This is a genomic window from Porifericola rhodea (genome assembly GCF_030506305.1).
Lineage (GTDB): Bacteria > Bacteroidota > Bacteroidia > Cytophagales > Cyclobacteriaceae > Catalinimonas > Catalinimonas rhodea.
In genome coordinates, this window is sequence record NZ_CP119421.1 from 2,690,634 (window position 1) to 2,708,473 (window position 17,840).

Annotated in this window: 11 protein-coding genes; all 11 read left to right on the forward strand. The window is 43.5% G+C overall.

Annotation, left to right across the window (positions count from 1 at the left end):
- Window positions 1-4: 4 nt before the first annotated feature.
- The 11 genes from PZB74_RS11060 to PZB74_RS11110 all read left to right on the forward strand — a co-directional run bounded on the left by PZB74_RS11060 (window position 5) and on the right by PZB74_RS11110 (window position 17,722).
- Entirely contained in the window at window positions 5-1,942 is a 1,938-nt protein-coding gene (locus tag PZB74_RS11060; protein WP_302242683.1) for a PKD domain-containing protein, read from the forward strand.
- A gap of 301 nt (window positions 1,943-2,243) precedes the next feature.
- Window positions 2,244-2,942 (forward strand): RNA polymerase sigma factor, encoded by a 699-nt coding sequence (locus tag PZB74_RS11065; protein ID WP_302242684.1) that lies wholly within the window; start codon window positions 2,244-2,246, stop codon window positions 2,940-2,942.
- A 178-nt stretch (window positions 2,943-3,120) separates the two neighbouring features.
- Entirely contained in the window at window positions 3,121-4,191 is a 1,071-nt protein-coding gene (locus PZB74_RS11070; RefSeq protein WP_302242686.1) for a FecR family protein, read from the forward strand.
- An 86-nt stretch (window positions 4,192-4,277) separates the two neighbouring features.
- Window positions 4,278-7,688, forward strand: a complete 3,411-nt coding sequence (locus PZB74_RS11075) for a SusC/RagA family TonB-linked outer membrane protein (RefSeq protein WP_302242687.1) — start codon at window positions 4,278-4,280, stop codon at window positions 7,686-7,688.
- 16 nt (window positions 7,689-7,704) lie between these two features.
- Window positions 7,705-9,414 carry a RagB/SusD family nutrient uptake outer membrane protein gene (locus PZB74_RS11080; protein WP_302242688.1) on the forward strand — a complete coding sequence of 570 codons (1,710 nt, stop codon included), beginning with the start codon at window positions 7,705-7,707 and terminating at the stop codon, window positions 9,412-9,414.
- Window positions 9,415-9,523: 109 nt separating this feature from the next.
- On the forward strand, window positions 9,524-11,152 hold the full coding sequence (locus PZB74_RS11085; protein ID WP_302242689.1) for a sulfatase family protein: 1,629 nt from the start codon (window positions 9,524-9,526) through the stop codon (window positions 11,150-11,152).
- Between the two features lie 123 nt (window positions 11,153-11,275).
- Window positions 11,276-12,688, forward strand: coding sequence for a sulfatase family protein (locus PZB74_RS11090; RefSeq protein ID WP_302242690.1), 1,413 nt, complete (start codon window positions 11,276-11,278; stop codon window positions 12,686-12,688).
- A 170-nt stretch (window positions 12,689-12,858) separates the two neighbouring features.
- Window positions 12,859-13,587, forward strand: coding sequence for a DUF8692 domain-containing protein (locus tag PZB74_RS11095; RefSeq protein WP_302242692.1), 729 nt, complete (start codon window positions 12,859-12,861; stop codon window positions 13,585-13,587).
- A gap of 153 nt (window positions 13,588-13,740) precedes the next feature.
- A complete protein-coding gene (locus PZB74_RS11100; protein ID WP_302242693.1) occupies window positions 13,741-15,111 on the forward strand; it encodes a sulfatase family protein in 1,371 nt (456 codons plus the stop codon).
- Window positions 15,112-15,161: 50 nt separating this feature from the next.
- Window positions 15,162-16,982 (forward strand): sulfatase-like hydrolase/transferase, encoded by a 1,821-nt coding sequence (locus PZB74_RS11105; protein ID WP_302242694.1) that lies wholly within the window; start codon window positions 15,162-15,164, stop codon window positions 16,980-16,982.
- A 131-nt stretch (window positions 16,983-17,113) separates the two neighbouring features.
- Window positions 17,114-17,722 carry an RNA polymerase sigma factor gene (locus PZB74_RS11110; protein WP_302242696.1) on the forward strand — a complete coding sequence of 203 codons (609 nt, stop codon included), beginning with the start codon at window positions 17,114-17,116 and terminating at the stop codon, window positions 17,720-17,722.
- Window positions 17,723-17,840: the final 118 nt, after the last annotated feature.

Here is a 17,840-nt window from a genome sequence, read left to right on the forward strand (position 1 = left end):
AAAAATGAGACGTCTATTTATATTTTGCACCTTCGTCTGGGTGCTTACCTTTCTTATTGGCTGCCAGGAGGATGAGGAACTAAACCAGCAACCCAGGCCTATGTATGAGCTGAAAGCGGTAGCTGGCCCTGACCAGGAGACAGAGGTCAACAAGCTGGTGACATTGGATGGCACGGCATCTAAATATGGTAAACATAGCCCTCATGCCTACCTATGGTCGTTAAAGAATAAGCCTGAAGATAGCAAGGCTGTCATTGGCAACGAAAAAACTGCTTATGCCAACATTACTCCCGATGTGGCAGGGGTATACACCATCTCGCTCAGCGTTTACGATCTGCTGGGAAACCAACACGAAGATGAGTTGCAATTAAATGCCAAGCTCTCTCCAGTGCAGGGAGACTCTGCTATCGTTATTAGTGAAGATATTGAGGAAGAAACTGTGTGGAAGAATATTTTTGCTGAGAAGGATAAACCCGACTACCTGATAACGAGTTTTATTCAGGTAAAAGCAGGGCTTCGTATAGAACCGGGAGTGGTGATTGCCTTTGAGGCAGGGCAGGGGATGGAGGTAATGCTTTCTGCTTACCTTAAAGCAATAGGCACTGCTGATGATTCTATTTACTTTACCGGCAAGGAAAAACAAAAGGGATATTGGAGGGGTATTGCGATAAACTCACCCAGTGCAGAAAATGAGCTGGCTTATACTCAAATTACTTATGGCGGCGGTGGAGAACTGCCCGGTATAAGTGTAGGGGCTAACCTGGGAGTCAATGGTGATGACTTTGGCTATGTTAAGCTACGCCAAAGTACAATATCTAAGAGCCATGCGTACGGCTTGTATGTAGAAAAAGGAGCAGATTTTAAACTGGAGAAGAGCATCTTTCTTGCAAATGAACTTCCTATCAGTATTCCGCTGGAGCTTGCAGATAAGCTGGATGTTAATTCTGAGCTCGACCAGTCGAACCGCAAGCCATTTGTAGAGATACATGAGGGGCAGGTATCAGAACTGGTAGAAGCCAGGCTACATAAATTTGCCGGTGCTATGCACTATTATGTCAGCAGTGATATAGATGTGTATGGTGCCTTAAGCATTGCCCCGGGGGTATCGTTGGCTTTTGCTCAGGACAAAAGCCTGAGGGTAAGAGAGGAGGCGTATGTTTCTGCGATAGGAACAGCACGAGACCCTATTATTTTTAGTAGTGCTGATCAGTTGCATGGCCATTGGGCAGGTATACTTATTCAATCTTCCAACAATCTTAATACGCTTAAGCATATAGACCTGACAAGAGCAGGTAGCACGCTACTGCCGGGTGTTGCACATCCGGTAGGCCTGGCACTGGATGGTGAAAGTCGAGCTTACTTAAAGCTGAGCCACAGCTTTGTCGGCTATAATGTTAAAGAGGCACTATATTTAGAGAAGGGAGCCCATCTGGAAAGTGACAACAATAGAATTCTGGACCGCCTGAGTGGTCAGATTCCGGAAGCTCTCAAAGGTATGTGGCTTAATAGCTGGAGCTTTCAGCAAAAGCTTAGAGTACTTAAAGACTTTTATCATGCGGACAAAAAAACATGGTTTTCCGGGGCTAAACATCTGTGGCATATGAACCCACCGGCAGGTACGGGTTTTATATTTCATCCGGATAGTACCTTTGTGCGTAATTACGCTCTGTTCGCTAAGCAGGATAGCTGTCAGTTTTATCAGGCAGAGTATATGGAAGGCAATTTTGTGGTAGAAGGTAATACGATTAGCCTTTTGCCTCAGGTGCATCAGCATACATATTATAATAGCTGTAGGCCAGCATCAGGTTACGATCAGCCTTTACTACTTAGACGTACTACACTTTTGTACGAGCTTAGTTCAGCAAGCCATGAGAGTGGCTTAAGCTATAAAGTACTGACACTGCATTATGATAATGGTGAAACGGAATTATATTATCAGTAAAAATATTTCTGTGTATCTATGTAGAGAGGTGAAGTGCTGCATTTTTCCTCTCTTTTTTTAGGTTGTGATGATGAAAAGGGAGGAAATATTATGCGGTCTTAAAGCTGCGAACGTGGTATTTTAGCATTCATCTTTGTAAGGTAACGGTGTTGATTACTTATTAGCATTGTTGAGTCTTTGCTATTAAAAAAATGATAAAAACAGCTTTACCCATCTGCTATTTATGTGTATTTGAAAAATATTTGATTTGTGATTGCAGTGAAATTGCTTTAATTATGTACTAGATCAGATACACTGCTGAATGGAAAGTAAAGAACTTGCATATGGGCCTTCACTAAACGGGCACGGGCGTTTTCCGCTGACAGCAGAGCAATATTGTGCCCTACCTGATGCCGAACTATGGGAAGCCTTTAAAGAAGGAGAGAAAGGTGCATTTGATCTTATTTATGAGCGTATGTTTGATCCTCTCTGTGGCTATGGCGATAAAATATGTGCGGATAAAGCGCTGGTAGAAGACGTAATACAGGATTTGTTTATCTACTTATGGACACGCAGGGCCTTTTTGGGAGGTACAGATTCTATCAAGTTTTACCTTTTTCGTAGCTTACGTCGCAGGCTTATACGCCAAATGACTCAAGAAGGAAAAAATATGCCCGCTTCCTCGCTAAGTGCAGACTTCGTTTTAAGACTTGCAGATACAGTAAGCGTTATGCCTGTTTCAGAAGAAGAGCTGGAGCGTAAGAGAGTACTCGCAATTGCCCTGGCTAAGCTAACAGACAGACAAAGAGAAGCTATTTACCTGAAGTTCTACAATAACTTATCGTTTCAGGAGGTGGCTTCAGTGATGGAAATAGAAGTCAGGTCGGTATACAATCTGATTGGTCGTACGATAGATTCCCTGAGAGGTGACTTCAAGAAGAAAGGCCTGTCAAATGAAATAACTCCTACCTTAATTATACTGATCCTTACAACTTATCTGGAAAATTTACAGTCATACTAACATTAGAAGTTATTTTCAGCTTTTGCTTTTGTCAATAAACGAGTTGTATTGATGTGATATTTATAAAAAATATGGTATTTTGTTTGTAATACTGTATTTGTTAAAATAATTCTGAAAAGTTTAGTGTAAAATCTGAACCTGATGTCTTTGCTTAATAAACGGCATAAGACATCAGGCTATGGCAGATAAAAAGTATAGTGCGAAAGACTTTCTTCTTAATGAATATTTTCTGCAATGGGTAAAGACATCTACTCCAGCGCATGAGGTGTACTGGCAAAAGTTTCTGCTACAGCATCCTGATGCTGAAAAAGCAATGAAAGAAGCTATCGGTATTGCGGAAAGTTTAAACTTTCAGGTACAAGCGCGCTCTGCCACTACCAAGCATACGATTAAAAAGCAAATAGATGCTGCACTTGCGAGTTCTACATCAGAGAGCCTGCACAGTTTGGAAGAAGAGCCTTCTACTTATACTGTGCCTACCCGGGAAGTTCGCCCGAAGCTCTGGAGAGCAGTTGCTGCCACACTCGCCGGCTTTATCCTTCTCGCTGGAGTTTATCTGTTTAAGTATCAATCTTCTGAACTAACAGAGTATACTACTGCCTACGGAGAGACCCAAACCATAATACTACCGGACGAGTCAATTGTTACGCTGAATGCCAACTCTTCCCTTAGTTTTAGCGAAGCCGAATGGAGCAAATACGCTGAACGAGTAGTAAATCTGAATGGAGAGGCATACTTTGAAGTAGAGAAGGTAAACACAAAAGAGGGGAGCCCTCTTAAGTTTATAGTACATACTGATGATTTAGATGTAGAAGTACTCGGAACTTCTTTTAATGTACATACCCGCCGTCAGGAAACTAAAGTTGTGTTGAGCTCTGGTAGCGTCAAACTAAAACTAGAACAGGAGGCTGCCCATCCGGAGAAAGAGATTATGATGAAACCCGGGGATTTGGTGGAAGTAGATAAGGAAAAGCAAAAGGTAGAGAAAAGTGTGGTTAACACTTCCTTGTATACCTCCTGGAAAGAGAACAAACTTATTTTTGAACATACTCCCGTTAGCGATATCATTCAAATGCTGGAAGACAACTATGGTTTTAAGGTAACCATCCCATCCGCCTTCCTGCTTAAGAAAGAGTTTACTGGTGCTGCTCCGGCAGATAATATTCAAATTCTACTAGACAAAATGTCCGTGGTGTATAAGCTTAATTTTATAAGAAAAGGAAATGAAATAATTATTGTGGAGCAATAGAAGCAAAGCTTTTTACCTGCATTTGTCTAGTAGGCAATATAAAAACTACTCGTACAGAAATAAACAACTACAAATTACAACAACCTATGAAACACTACTTATCCTACTGGCGTGGCTTTTTGCTGGCAGGGCTGATCTTGCCCTCTCTCTGGAGCGTAGAAGTACATGCCCAATTGCTGGCATCCAGCAAAACAGTTACGCACAATCTTCCCTATCAGGGACGTAGCCAGGAACTGTCTTCGGTGCTGGCACAACTCGCTGAAAAATTTAGTACCGAGTTTAACTATGATGCGGACATAGTAAGCAACAAAAAAGTATCTGTAAAAATATTAAAGGAAATAGAAGCCCAGGCAGATATTGAAAGTACACTAGAAGCTTTACTCTCTCCTTTGGGCTTAGATTTTCAACAGTTTGAAGATGCTTCGTATGCTATATATCCCAGTAGTAAGGGGCAGAAGCTACAGAAGCTCAATAAGTTTCCTGAAAAGAAGGAAGAAGGAGAGCAGGGTAGCCCCTCAGTACTAGTCGGCTCAGTAAACCACTGGACATCAGGGGTTTACAATCGTATGTTGGAGCAGGTGATTAGTGGTAGAGTAACAGATGGGGAGTCGGGAGAGGCTTTACCAGGGGTAAATGTACTAGCCAAAGGAACCACCACAGGAACAGTAACTGATATAGAAGGGAGATACCGGCTTACACTTGAAGATGCGGTGAGCGTTCTGGTGTTTTCCTCCATTGGTTATCAGTCAGAAGAGGTAGAGGTTAGTGGGCGTAGTATTATAGATATAACCCTGATGCCAGATGTACAATCCCTGTCAGAAATAGTAGTAGTAGGCTATGGTACACAGGAAAAGTCTGACCTTACTGGCTCAGTAGTAAGAGCTGATATTGAATCGTTCAGAGAGTCGCCCAATGTAGGCATCGCACAATCGTTGCAAGGTACGGTTCCGGGGCTTAATGTTAGCCAGGTAGATGCCGCCGGAGAAGACCCTACCATTTCTGTACGAGGAAGGTCTACCATCAATGGCAACCAAAATGTTTTGCTGGTAGTGGATGGAATCATCTATACCGGTAGTTTGAACGATCTTAATCCTAACGATATAGAGTCGGTAGATGTGCTTAAAGACCCTAGCAGCATGGCTATTTATGGAGCGCAGGCAGCAAATGGAGTAATGCTCATTACTACCAAGGGTGGCAACAAATCTGCTAAGCCTGTATTTAATTATACAGGTTCTTTTACTACACAAAACCCCAGTAATACGCTAAGCTTAATGAATCGGGAAGAGTTTTTGCAAAAGTCTTTTGATGTGGATTGGGAAGCTTCGTATCAGGAGCCAGAATTTACCGAACTCAAGCCTGACTGGTCGTATGCAGATATAGTAGGAGACCCTGAGCTGAGAGCTGGCTACGATAATGGAACTGATTATGATTGGTGGGACAATGCAACTGACCCTGGCTATATTAATGCCCATAATTTGAGTGTTAGGGGTAGCAGTGGAGATGTATCGTATTACCTGTCAGGTGGTTATACCAAACAAAAAGGATACATCATCAATGATGAGTTTGAAAGAATAACTACACGAATCAATTTAGAAAATCAGGTGCTGGACTGGTTTAAAATTGGTGCGCAGACTTTTGGCTCTTTTTCTGATTACTCGGGCTCCTCTCCGGGCTTGGCAAATCTAGCCAGAATGACTCCCCTAGTAAAGGCAAGCGATGAAAATGGAGAGTATGTATTGAATCCGAACGGTTCTAACCTGCCTAACCCTTTTCTGGTAGCCAGTGCAGACGACTTTGATAAGCGAAACAGTTTGTTTGGTAACTTTTATGCAGATATTAATGTGCCCTTTGTAGAAGGGCTTAACTACCGGCTCAACTTTGGAAACAACTATGCCTGGGATAGAAACTACAGCAGCAACAGGTATGATAATGGCGCATCCGGCGGAGCTTTCAAAAAGAATGAAACATGGTATGACTGGACGCTGGATCATATTATAAATTACAAGAAAACATGGACAGAAAAGCACAGCGTAGATCTAACCCTGGTAGCCGGACAAAGAGAAAGAAGCTATGAGTCTACGCTAGCTACAGGTTCAAATTACAACAATTTAAGGCTGAGCTATAATGACCTTAGTCTGGCCGCTATACAGAATATTGAATCTGAAGCCTGGGACGAAAGCTATTTGTACCAGATGGCCAGGCTCAACTATGAGTTTGATTACAAATACCTCATCACTGCTACTGTGCGCCGTGATGGTTTTTCAGGCTTTGCCAAAAATGAAAAAACAGCCCTCTTTCCGTCATTGGGAGTAGGCTGGGTTATTAGCGAAGAAAAGTTTATGGACAAAATGTGGCTCAACAATCTGAAAATCAGAGGCTCATATGGTACAAATGGTAATCTGGTAGATCGTTACGCCTCTCAGGCAGTACTGGACACCTATGCGGCATACGTATTTGGCGATGGCGGGTCCACCCTTTTTGGGCAGGAGGTAAAGAATCTGGCAAACCCCAACCTTAGTTGGGAGACCACTACCGGTTTTAACTTTGGCTTAGATTTCTCGGTATTAAGCAATCGTCTTGGAGGTAGTATAGATTATTACCGTACCACTACCAACGATCTGATATTTGATGTTTCTATACCGGAAATAACTGGATTTGAGCAAATTACATCTAATGTAGGTGAGGTGGCCAATCGGGGTATAGAGTTAGCTCTAAATAGTCAGTTGGTAAAAAGTGGTGATTTTGCATGGAACGTAAATTTTAATCTGGCGGCAAATCGCAACGAAATAGTATCTCTGGTAGGTTTAGATGCTGACGGAGATGGGCAGGAAGATGACTTACAGGCAAGTAATCTTTTTATTGGTGAGTCTATCAATTCTATTTTTGACTATGAGTCAGGTGGAATCATACAATTAGGAGAAGAAGTACCGGAAGGCTTTTTTGTAGGTACCCACCGCATCATAGATCAGAACAATGATAATTTTATTGACCCTAACGATAGAGTAATTCTGGGTAGAGAAGAACCTGCCTACAGTTTTGGTATACTCAATGAGTTCAGTTACAAAGACTTCACTTTCAGGTTTTTTATTAACTCTGTGCAGGGGGGTAAAAACGCTTACAGAGGAAGAAATATGCTGGATGGTTTTGGCAGTGCTGATAATATCAAAAGAAATAATATGTGGAATGGCTATGACTACTGGACACCGGCTAATCCTAACGCCCGCTATCGTAGATTAGATCAGGAACCCTCTTTTGACTACATCTATTATGGTGACCGTAGTTTTGTAAGGTTGCAGGATGTAACCATAGCTTATCGTTTGAACAATACATTGGTAAAGAATATCGGAATCAACAACCTTAAAGTGTTTGTGAGCGGAAAAAATCTGTTTACCTGGACCGAATGGGAAGGCTGGGACCCCGAAACCGGAAGTGGCTTTGAAACCAATGGCAGGCCAGTTTTGCAGGGCTTTTCAGTTGGACTTGACATGAGCTTTTAATCAAAAATTTACCACCATGAATTCACATAAAACACCATACATACTGTTTCTTTCGCTTGCATTCATTGTTTCTGCTTGTAATGAGGATAAAATCCTAAAAGAAACGCCTCTTGACTTTGCCAGTCCGGAAAACTCCTTTAAAACTATAGGAGACTTTAACTCTTCGGTTTATGCTTTGTACGATAAACTTCGGGTGATGCTTTCTGCCGAGGAACATCGTCCTTTGGATTATTTGTATGGCACCGATATAGGCTATAATGGTGCACAGCAGCTGAACCAGAGGTTTGGTAGTTATCTTGCCACACTTACTCCTTCTTCAGTACAGGCAGAGTTTCACTGGAACCAGTATTACAAGATCATATCTTCTGCCAATATAATTCTGGACCGTATAGAGGAGTCTGAACTAACAGATGAGCAAAAAATAAAAATAGAAGCTGATGCCAGGCTTTTCAGAGGCCTTGCTTATCGTAATCTGGGGTATTTGTATGGCGGTGTACCTATTGAGCTGGAGGCTGTCAGTTCTCCCAAAACAGATTATCAGAGAGCTTCCAGGGAAGAGGTGTACGAGCAGGCAGCAACTGACCTGGAATTTGCTGCGCAGAATTTACCCGGCATTGCCGAAGTAGAAGATGGGCAGATATCAGACCTGGCAGCTTATCACCTGCTAGCAGAAACATACGTGGCTATGGAAAGGTGGACAGATGCTATTGCTGCCGCTACTGTAGTTATTGATGACCCTAACACTGCTCTGATGACGGAGCGCTTTGGATCCAGGCAAAACGAGCCTGGCGATGTGTATTGGGACTTATTTAGAAGAAATAACCAGAACCGAAGCTCAGGTAATACCGAGGGCATATGGGTATTTCAGCAGGAGGTAGATGTGTTGGGGGGAGCTATCTTCTCTGGAAGTAGAGACGGAGCTCAACTGGAAAGAGATCATGCTCCGCGGCCTTATGCTTTTAGTGTAACCGACCCCTCCGGAGTCTCACCTTTTTTGCCTCTGGGAGTATCTTACACTTCAGGCAGAGGAATTGGTAGATTAAGAGGAACTGATCACTTAAATTATGGAATTTGGGAGAACAGTGACTGGAATGACATGCGTAACTCAAAATACAATTTTATTAGAGACATAGCTTTTAATAATCCTGAATCTGAATGGTATGGCCAAATGATCTCCGAGCATATGGAGTTGTTCCGTCAGACCAACGAAGATACCATCAGACGCTTTTACCCTTTTCAGTCAAAAGTATTTACTCCCGGAAACCACCCTCAGGAGCTTTTCGTAGATGCCGAACTACAAACATTAAATGCATCTACTGCTGGCACTACCTATACCGATCAGTATTTTATTCGGCTGGCAGAAACATATTTGCTTCGGGCAGAAGCCCATATGGGCAATGGCGATAATGCCAGTGCCGCAGCTGATATTAATGTAGTGAGAGGCCGGGCAGCAGCAACTCCCGTGGCTCCTGATGAGATTGATATAGACTACATTCTTGATGAGAGAATGCGCGAGCTAGGGGTGGAAGAAAAGAGGAGGTTAACGCTCAATCGCTTAGGCTTACTCTATGACCGCACCAGCCGCTACTGCAATGGTAATCCGGTAGCTACTAATTATGGCTGTGATGTTCAGCCCTACCATAACCTGTTTCCTATTCCATTTGATGAAATAGAAAGTAACACCGGAGCTATGCTGGAGCAAAATCCGGGATACACCGCTGAATAATAAGGCTGGCTCTTTGCAGCAGTATATTCTTTAATGAAACCACCAGACTATTGTGTTTGGTGGTTATTTGTACTATCCTTATTCCCTCATCATTCTGAACAATTAATTTATGAAAAGAATTAGGTACTATCATGCATGTCTATTTTTTACGCTATGTATATTTTACTTAAGTTGTCAACCTACAGAAACTACCAGTACGCTACCAGATAGGCCCAATATACTTTTTGCGATAAGCGATGATCAGTCTTTTTTTCATACCAGTTTTGCCGGAAGGGAGTGGGTGCAAACGCCTGCTTTTGATTATGTAGCCCAACATGGTTTGTATTTTACCAATTGCTATGCTGGCTCACCTGGTTGTGCTCCTTCGCGAAGCTCTATTGTAACAGGTCGCTACCACTGGCAAAATGAGCAGGCAGGTCAGCATGCGTCAGGCTGGTTAAAAAAATATGTGCCCTTTGTAGATTTGCTGGCCAGTAACGGTTACCATACCGGTCGCACTGGAAAGGGGGTAGGTCCTTTTAAGTACGGAGAAGACCCTTTGAGGGCAGATGATGCCGCAGGGAGAGCGTATAACGAAATTATGTACGAAGAGGGTAGTGAATCTGACGAGCGTTTTGCTACCGGTATTCGTAACCTGAACTATGCGGCTAATTTTGAGCAGTTTCTGGAAGAACGCGAAGAGGGTGAGCCTTTCTTCTTCTGGTATGGCTCATCTGAACCACATCGCCGTTTTGAGAAAGACTCCTGGAAAAAAAGAGGTAAGTCACTGGAAGATGTGGAAGTGCCTGATTTCTTGCCAGATACGGAAGTGGTAAGAGGCGATTTGCTGGATTATGCTGTAGAAATAGAATGGTTCGACCTGCACCTCATGCGTATGATCAAAAAGCTGGAAGCTATGGGCGAGCTGGATAATACCATTATCATTGTAACCTCAGATAACGGAATGGCTTTTCCACGAGCCAAAGCCAATGCGTATGAGTATGGGGTACATGTGCCGATGGCAATCAGTTTCCCTAAAAACTTTCCTCAAGGCAAGGTGGTTGAGAAGCCCATCAGCTTTATAGACCTGGCACCTACACTTCTGGAACTAAGCCAGACCAAACCCGAGGGTATGCTACCCATCAGCGGAAGAAGTTTAGTGCAACTATTTCAAAATGGCGAAGAGACAGAAGAGAGCAGAGATTATGTGATGGCAGGTAGAGAAAGGCATTCTTCTTCTCGTTTTGCAAATGCGGGCTACCCTCAGAGGCTGGTACGCAGAGGTCCTTATCTGTACATCTGGAACATGAAGCCGGAGCGCTGGCCTGCGGGAGCTCCTCAGCGCTTGGTCCCAGACTCCAGCGGAGCAGTATACCCTATGTATGGTATAGACTCTGCGGGGGTACATCATTCGGAATGGGCATTTACTGATATTGATGACTGCCCTACCAAATCGTTTATCGTAGAGCATCATGATGATGAGCAGTATGGGAAATATTTTGAGCTGGCAGTAGGCAAGCGCCCTGAGTTTGAGATGTTTAACATTGAGCGCGATCCCTCCTGCTTGCAAAACCTGGCTAATGACCCTGAGTTTGTGGGCATTAAAGATCAGCTGCATACAGTAATGATGCAAGAGCTGGAAGCTACGGAAGATCCTCGTATTGTAGGCCCTGACAAAGAGGTGTTTGATACCTACAAGCGCTATAGTCCTATGCGTGACTTTCCGAAGCCAGACTGGGCCATGGCAGAGCAGAACTAAGCATAGACACAGGGTTAGCCCCACTTTTACAGATTAAAATGTGGGGCTGCTTTATAATTCGGGCAAAAACTCGCATCTTCATAGCTGTTTAGAAAATACTACACAACAACAACACGATTACTCATGACAACCTATCAGCTGGTAACAAAAGCCAGAAGTTTAGCTTTGCTCACCTTTCTCATGTTTTGCTGCTTATTAGCATCCGCTCAAAACGATAAATCTCCGCCTCCCAACTTTGTAATCATATTCGCTGATGACCTGGGGTATGGTGATCTGGGTACTTTTGGGCATCCTAGCATACAGACTCCTAATCTGGATAGAATGGCCACTGAGGGGCAAAAGTGGACAAACTTTTATGTGGCGGCCAGCGTGTGTACACCTAGCCGGGCCGCTTTACTTACGGGGCGCTTGCCCGTTCGCAACGGCATGTGTAGCAACAAAAGTAGAGTGCTATTTCCCAATTCAGTAAACGGGCTGCCTACTGAAGAGATTACCCTGGCGGAGCAGTTGAAGCAGGCAGGCTACGCTACGGCCGCCATTGGTAAATGGCATCTGGGGCATAAACCGGAATTTCTGCCTACCTCGCAGGGCTTCGATTATTACTATGGTATTCCGTACTCTAACGATATGGACAAGGCCGTTAAAAAGGATTATTGGGCAGATGGCGATGATATTCCTTTTCAGGATTACAATGTACCACTCATGCGTGATACAGAAATAGTTGAGCGGCCTGCCGATCAGACTACTATCACCAAAAGGTATACGGAAGAAACCGTAAAATTTATCAAAGAGCACAAGAGCGAACCCTTCTTTGTTTATCTGGCGCATAACCTTCCGCACATTCCTCTTTTTGCTTCAAAAGATTTTAAAGGCAAGAGCAAGCGTGGACTCTATGGCGATGTGATTGAAGAGATTGATTACGGAGTAGGTGAAGTTATAAAAGTGTTAGAAGAAGAAGGGCTGGCGGAAAACACCATTGTTGTCTTCACTTCTGATAACGGGCCCTGGTTGCCATTTAAAACACATGGCGGAAGCGCGGGTTTGTTGAGAGCCGGAAAAGGTACCACCTGGGAAGGTGGCATGAGAGTGCCTACCATCTTCTGGTCTCCCTCCAGGGTAACGCCAGCAGTAGTAAGCGACCTGGGCTCTACTATGGATTTATTTACAACCTTCAGCGCTATGGCTCAGGTAGCTATGCCTAACGATCGTCTTATGGATGGTGTAGACCTTAGCCCTACTTTACTCAAAGGAGAAGAAAGCCCCAGAAAGCATATTTTGTATTACCGAGGGCCAGAGGTGTATGCTGCGCGCTTGGGTGAGTACAAGCTTCATTACATCACTCAGGGAGAATATGGCATGTTTGGAGGTAAAGAGGTACACGAAACCCCTATACTATACCATCTGGGTCACGATCCCTCCGAGCAGTTTGACATAGCAGCTGAGCATCCGGAAGTGATTGAAGAAATCAACCAATTGGTAAAAGAGCATCAGTCTACCTTAGTCAAAGGTAAAGATCAGCTGGCAGAGCGAGAGTAAAAGTCTGATTGTTACCTTTGTAGTAGCCCTTAAGTTAGACCGGCAGGATTATACCGTCTGGCTTAAGGCTTAAGAATGGTAATAGATTACTAATGGTCCTGGGGTATACCAGAAACAATGACTATGCTTGAGTGTTAATTTAGCTCTCGTAACAGACTAACCGTCACATTATGAAATTCACTGTTAGCTACTCTGTTCAGGCAGCTAAGCGCTTGCTTTTTGTGTTAATTGCAATAGAAGCAGTATTGGTTGTGGCTTATGTTTTAACACATATGACAGACTCTGTACTGTCGCTTAAGTTGCTGCGCAAAATGTTTGATTTAGATGGAGACTTATCTATACCTGCCTGGTTCTCTTCTATGCAATTATTTGTAATCAGCTTGTTATTGTTCTTATTGTCTGTTCAGGAAAAAAGCATACCAATACCCACGTCGTTCTTTGTAGTAGGAGGGGCCGTCTTTCTTTTCCTTTCGTTAGACGAAGGGGTAGCAATTCATGAAAAGGTGACCATACTAGCAAAAAGGTTTTCTTTTGACTGGATGATGTTTCGTGGCAATCATGGAGCCTGGATAGGCAGTTATACGTTAATAGCAGTTCCTGCATTGTGGTTAGCGATTCCTCATCTCAAAAAAATGTGGGAAAACTATCGTTATGCAGTGCAGATGGGTCTGGTAGGTGTAGCAGTGTTTGTAACTGGGGCAGTAGGCTTAGAAATAGCCAGCTATATGTTTTTGCGAGAATCTCCTAACACGACTTTGTATATGATAGAAGTAATTTTTGAAGAGTTTTTTGAAATGAGCGGAGTTACTCTCATGCTATACGCTGTCTTGCTTTTAGCTCACGATATGTGTACAAATCAGGAGAAAGCCAGTCCGGTATATGCGACTGAGGAAAATTAAGCTTTTAATCAAATACCTATTATCAAGAGCAGCTATCTTAGTAAACATCGTTTGAGGTTGTAGATATTGTTAGAGGGCTATGTTCAGACTTAAGAATATTTTATTTCTTTAAACAGATCAATTTTCAACTAAAAATACATTTAAATAAGTATCATGCTTCACCCCTGGATAAGCTCTTTGATTTTTACCCTGACGGTGGTCCTGCTCCCTTTTGGTGCCTCCGAAACTCAACAAAAAACTCAGGAACTCCCTAATATACTGCTCATATTTACAGACGATCAGGGCTATCATGATGTGTCGTACTACGGAACAGAAGATCTGCAAACACCTAATATTGATCGGATAGTAGCAGAAGGGATGCGCTTTGATAATTTTTATGCCAATTGCCCGGTATGTTCTCCCACACGAGCTGCTCTGCTTACCGGTCGCTATCAGGATTATGTAGGGGTGCCGGGTGTTATCCGTACACATGCCGATAATAGCTGGGGTTATTTGGATCCAAAGGCGACTCTCTTGCCCGAGCAGCTAAAAATGGCAGGCTACCATACAGCACTTATCGGAAAATGGCACCTGGGTCTGGAGTCTCCAAACACGCCTGTTGAGCGTGGCTTTGACTACTTTCATGGTTGGCTGGGTGATATGATGGACGATTACTGGAATCACCGCCGCCACGATATCAATTATATGCGACTCAACGGACAGCAGATTGACCCTGAAGGTCACGCTACCGATCTTTTTTCTGACTGGTCTGTAGATTACATTAAGAGCCAGGCAGATGATAAGCGGCCCTTTTTTCTTTATCTGGCCTATAATGCGCCCCACTTTCCTGTACAGCCACCTCAGGAGTGGCTGGATAAAGTGAAACAGCGCGAAATAGGAATCGACGAAACTCGTGCTAAGCTGGTCGCTTTTATAGAGCATATGGATGATGGAATAGGTAGGGTAATTCAGGCACTGAAAGAGAGTGGGCAGTATGAGAATACCCTTATTATCTTCTCCAGCGACAATGGCGGACACTTGCCCAGCAAGGCCAATAACGGGCCTCTGAGAGATGGAAAACAAAGCATGTACGAAGGTGGGCTCAAAGTACCTACTGCTATTAGCTGGCCCGGAAAAATAGAAAAAGGTAGTATATCAGATCAGCGTTACCTTTCTATGGATTTGTACCCAACCCTATTGCAGGTAGCCGGTTTACAGCCGAAAGATGCAATAGAAGGAAGAAGCTTCTACACAGAGCTGGTAGAAGGCAGTCAGAAAGAAGAGGAGCGTCCCTTATACTTTACTCGTCGCGAAGGGGGAACGCATTATGGTGGGCAGAGCATATATGCCGTACGCTTAGGAGATTGGAAGCTTCTGCAAAACAGCCCTTATGAAGCTTACGAGCTCTACAACCTGGAAGAAGACCCTTTAGAAGAAAATAACCTGATGGAAGCGCAGCCGGAGAAATACAAAGAACTGAACAAATTACTGATGCAGCATATACAAAAAGGAGGGCAGGTGCCCTGGCAGAAGCCTCAGAACTAAAAAAAACTCATTTTACGCTTCTATCCTATAAATACTAACAACCTAAAGCCATGCAAAAACTTAACATTAATGCACTGCTAGTGCTACTTTTCTTAAGCGTTAGCTTTTCGGGAAGGGCACAGCAGGAGCAGCCAAATATCCTCTGGATTGTAAGCGAAGACAATAGCCCGCTAATTGGCGCTTATGGCGATTCATTCGCTACTACTCCAAATATTGACCAGCTAGCCAAAGAGGGAGTACTGTACGAAAATGCTTTTGCTACCGCCCCGGTTTGCGCACCTTCTCGCTCTACGCTAATTACAGGTATGTACCCCAATGCTATGGGTACCCAACATATGCGTAGTACTTATCGGATTCCGGAGATGATACAGTTTTTTCCCAAGTATCTGAAAGAGGCCGGTTATTATACCAGTAACAATTCTAAAAAAGACTACAATACTACCGACCAACCCGAAGCCTGGGATGAATCTAGTAATACGGCGAGCTACAAAAACAGGGCAGAAGGGCAGCCTTTCTTCTCAGTTTTTAATATAAATGTATCTCATGAAAGCTCGGTACATACCAAGCTTGAGAAGCTTAACCATGACCCGGAAAAAGTGTCTATTCCTCCGTATCATCCTCGTACTCCTGAGATGAAATACGACTGGGCGCAGTACTATGATAAAGTGCAGACGATGGACAGCATAGTGGGTGAAATTTTGCAAGAACTGGACGAAGCCGGGCTGGCGGAAAATACTATTGTATTTTACTATAGCGATCATGGAGGGGTTATAGGCCGGAGTAAGCGGTTTATGTATGAATCAGGTTTACATATTCCTTTGGTTATCCGTTTTCCTGAAAAATACAAGCACCTGGCTCCGGGACAGGCCGGTAGCCGTACCGATAGGCTGGTAACTTTTGTGGATTTTGCCCCTACTGTATTGAGCCTGGCAGGCGTAAAAATTCCTGGCTATATGCAAGGGCAGGCCTTCTTAGGTAAACAGGAAGGCGATGAAAGAGCGTATGCGTATAGCTTTAGGGGCCGTATGGATGAGCGCATAGATATGGTGCGTTCAGTACGCGATAAGCAGTACCGATACATTCGTAACTATCTACCCCATAAAATTTATGCGCAATACATAGAATATTTGTGGAGGGCTCCTTCCATGCGTTCGTGGGAGAAGGCTTTTTATGCTAATGAACTGAATGAGGTGCAGGCTAAGTTTTTCGGCGCTAAACCTTTAGAAGAATTGTACGATGTAGCCGCAGACCCTCATAATGTTAACAACCTCGCTACAGACCCTCAATATACTGCTGTATTGGAAAGAATGCGTAAGGCAAATCAGGATTGGATGTTGGAGATCAAAGATATTGGCTTTGTACCTGAGGCTATGATGGAAGCCCTAAACAAAACTACAACACTCTATGAGTTTGGTAACAGCCGTAACTATCCGCTAAAAAAGATCATGAAAACGGTAAAGATGATTACCCACAAAGATATGGACGGTATACAGAAGAGTCTCTCATCACAGGACCCTATTGTACGTTACTGGGCGGCTACAGCCTGTACCATTCATCAGGAAGAGGCAGGCAGCCTTACGGCGGACCTCAAAAAGTTAACGCAGGACGAAGCAGTAGCTGTACAGATAGCCGCTGCTGAAGCGCTTTATCATCTAAATGAAAAACAGCTGGCGGTGCAAACTCTGAAAAAAGCACTGAAAGCAGATAATGAAATGGCGAGAGTGCAGGCAATCAACGTACTGGAAACGCTAAACCAGGATGCGAAACCTGCTCTAAACGATGTAAAAGCCCTGTTGCCCGATGATAAAGAAGACCGAGCATATGATGTAAGAGCTGCCCGCAGGCTGGTAGAAAAACTGGAACAGGAATAGAAAGAAGTAAAAAATAAAGTAGGCTTCTGCCCTGACAATAGAGGCTTCTTTAAATTTTACTTGAAAACAAGCTTAGGTTTTAACATATTCATAAAATTAAAGCCTGAGCTTGTTCCGTATCTCCCAAACCTATGTCTTTAGCTGCTAACAAATACTGTGATGCCCGCCTATGGAAACGCCTGAAAAATGGAGAGCAGGAAGCTTTAAGCCAGATTTTTGATCAACACATACTTTTGCTCTACAGCTACGGACATAAATTTACTCCTGATCGGGAGCTGGTAGAAGATTGCATCCAGGACCTTTTTGCCGAAGTATGGGAGAAGAAAGAGCGTCTTAGCGATACCGATAGTATAAAGTTTTACCTGTTTAAAGGACTGAGGCGGAGAATTATACGTCAGCTCAACGAGAGTAAAATGTGGGCTCAGAGAGATTTGCAGCCCGACCCTATCTGTTTCTCTCATGAAGACCGTATTATCCTGAACCAGCTTAATCAGGTGCAAATTAAACAGCTGAACCTTGCACTGGCTCATCTGAGCAAACGGCAAAAAGAGGTCATCTACCTTAAATTTTACAATCGCTTTACCTACGACGAAATTGCCGAAGTCATGGACATCAATAAGCGTACGGTCTATAATCTCGCCTCCCAGGCTATAGCCAGCCTTTATAAAGAGCTTAAACCCCAGCAAGATATACTTTTCCCCCTTTGGTGGCCTGCTTTAGTAGCTACCATGTTGTCATAAATGTAATGTTTAGGAGAGTTAGTTGTAATCTTATTAATGAAAGTGTTCATTCTTTAATAGCAGCGTAAATATTAATTTTCTTGTAGATAAAGCCGTGAACTTTTCGGTGTAGCTGCTT

What these genes read in the sequence shown, in the direction of transcription:
- PZB74_RS11105 (WP_302242694.1), top strand. Translation starts at nt 15,162, where the DNA reads ATGCAAAAACTTAACATTAATGCACTGCTAGTGCTACTTTTCTTAAGC.
- PZB74_RS11110 (WP_302242696.1), top strand. Translation starts at nt 17,114, where the DNA reads ATGTCTTTAGCTGCTAACAAATACTGTGATGCCCGCCTATGGAAACGC.
- PZB74_RS11085 (WP_302242689.1), top strand. Translation starts at nt 9,524, where the DNA reads ATGAAAAGAATTAGGTACTATCATGCATGTCTATTTTTTACGCTATGT.
- PZB74_RS11075 (WP_302242687.1), top strand. Translation starts at nt 4,278, where the DNA reads ATGAAACACTACTTATCCTACTGGCGTGGCTTTTTGCTGGCAGGGCTG.
- PZB74_RS11060 (WP_302242683.1), top strand. Translation starts at nt 5, where the DNA reads ATGAGACGTCTATTTATATTTTGCACCTTCGTCTGGGTGCTTACCTTT.
- PZB74_RS11070 (WP_302242686.1), top strand. Translation starts at nt 3,121, where the DNA reads ATGGCAGATAAAAAGTATAGTGCGAAAGACTTTCTTCTTAATGAATAT.
- PZB74_RS11080 (WP_302242688.1), top strand. Translation starts at nt 7,705, where the DNA reads ATGAATTCACATAAAACACCATACATACTGTTTCTTTCGCTTGCATTC.
- PZB74_RS11065 (WP_302242684.1), top strand. Translation starts at nt 2,244, where the DNA reads ATGGAAAGTAAAGAACTTGCATATGGGCCTTCACTAAACGGGCACGGG.
- PZB74_RS11100 (WP_302242693.1), top strand. Translation starts at nt 13,741, where the DNA reads ATGCTTCACCCCTGGATAAGCTCTTTGATTTTTACCCTGACGGTGGTC.
- PZB74_RS11095 (WP_302242692.1), top strand. Translation starts at nt 12,859, where the DNA reads ATGAAATTCACTGTTAGCTACTCTGTTCAGGCAGCTAAGCGCTTGCTT.
- PZB74_RS11090 (WP_302242690.1), top strand. Translation starts at nt 11,276, where the DNA reads ATGACAACCTATCAGCTGGTAACAAAAGCCAGAAGTTTAGCTTTGCTC.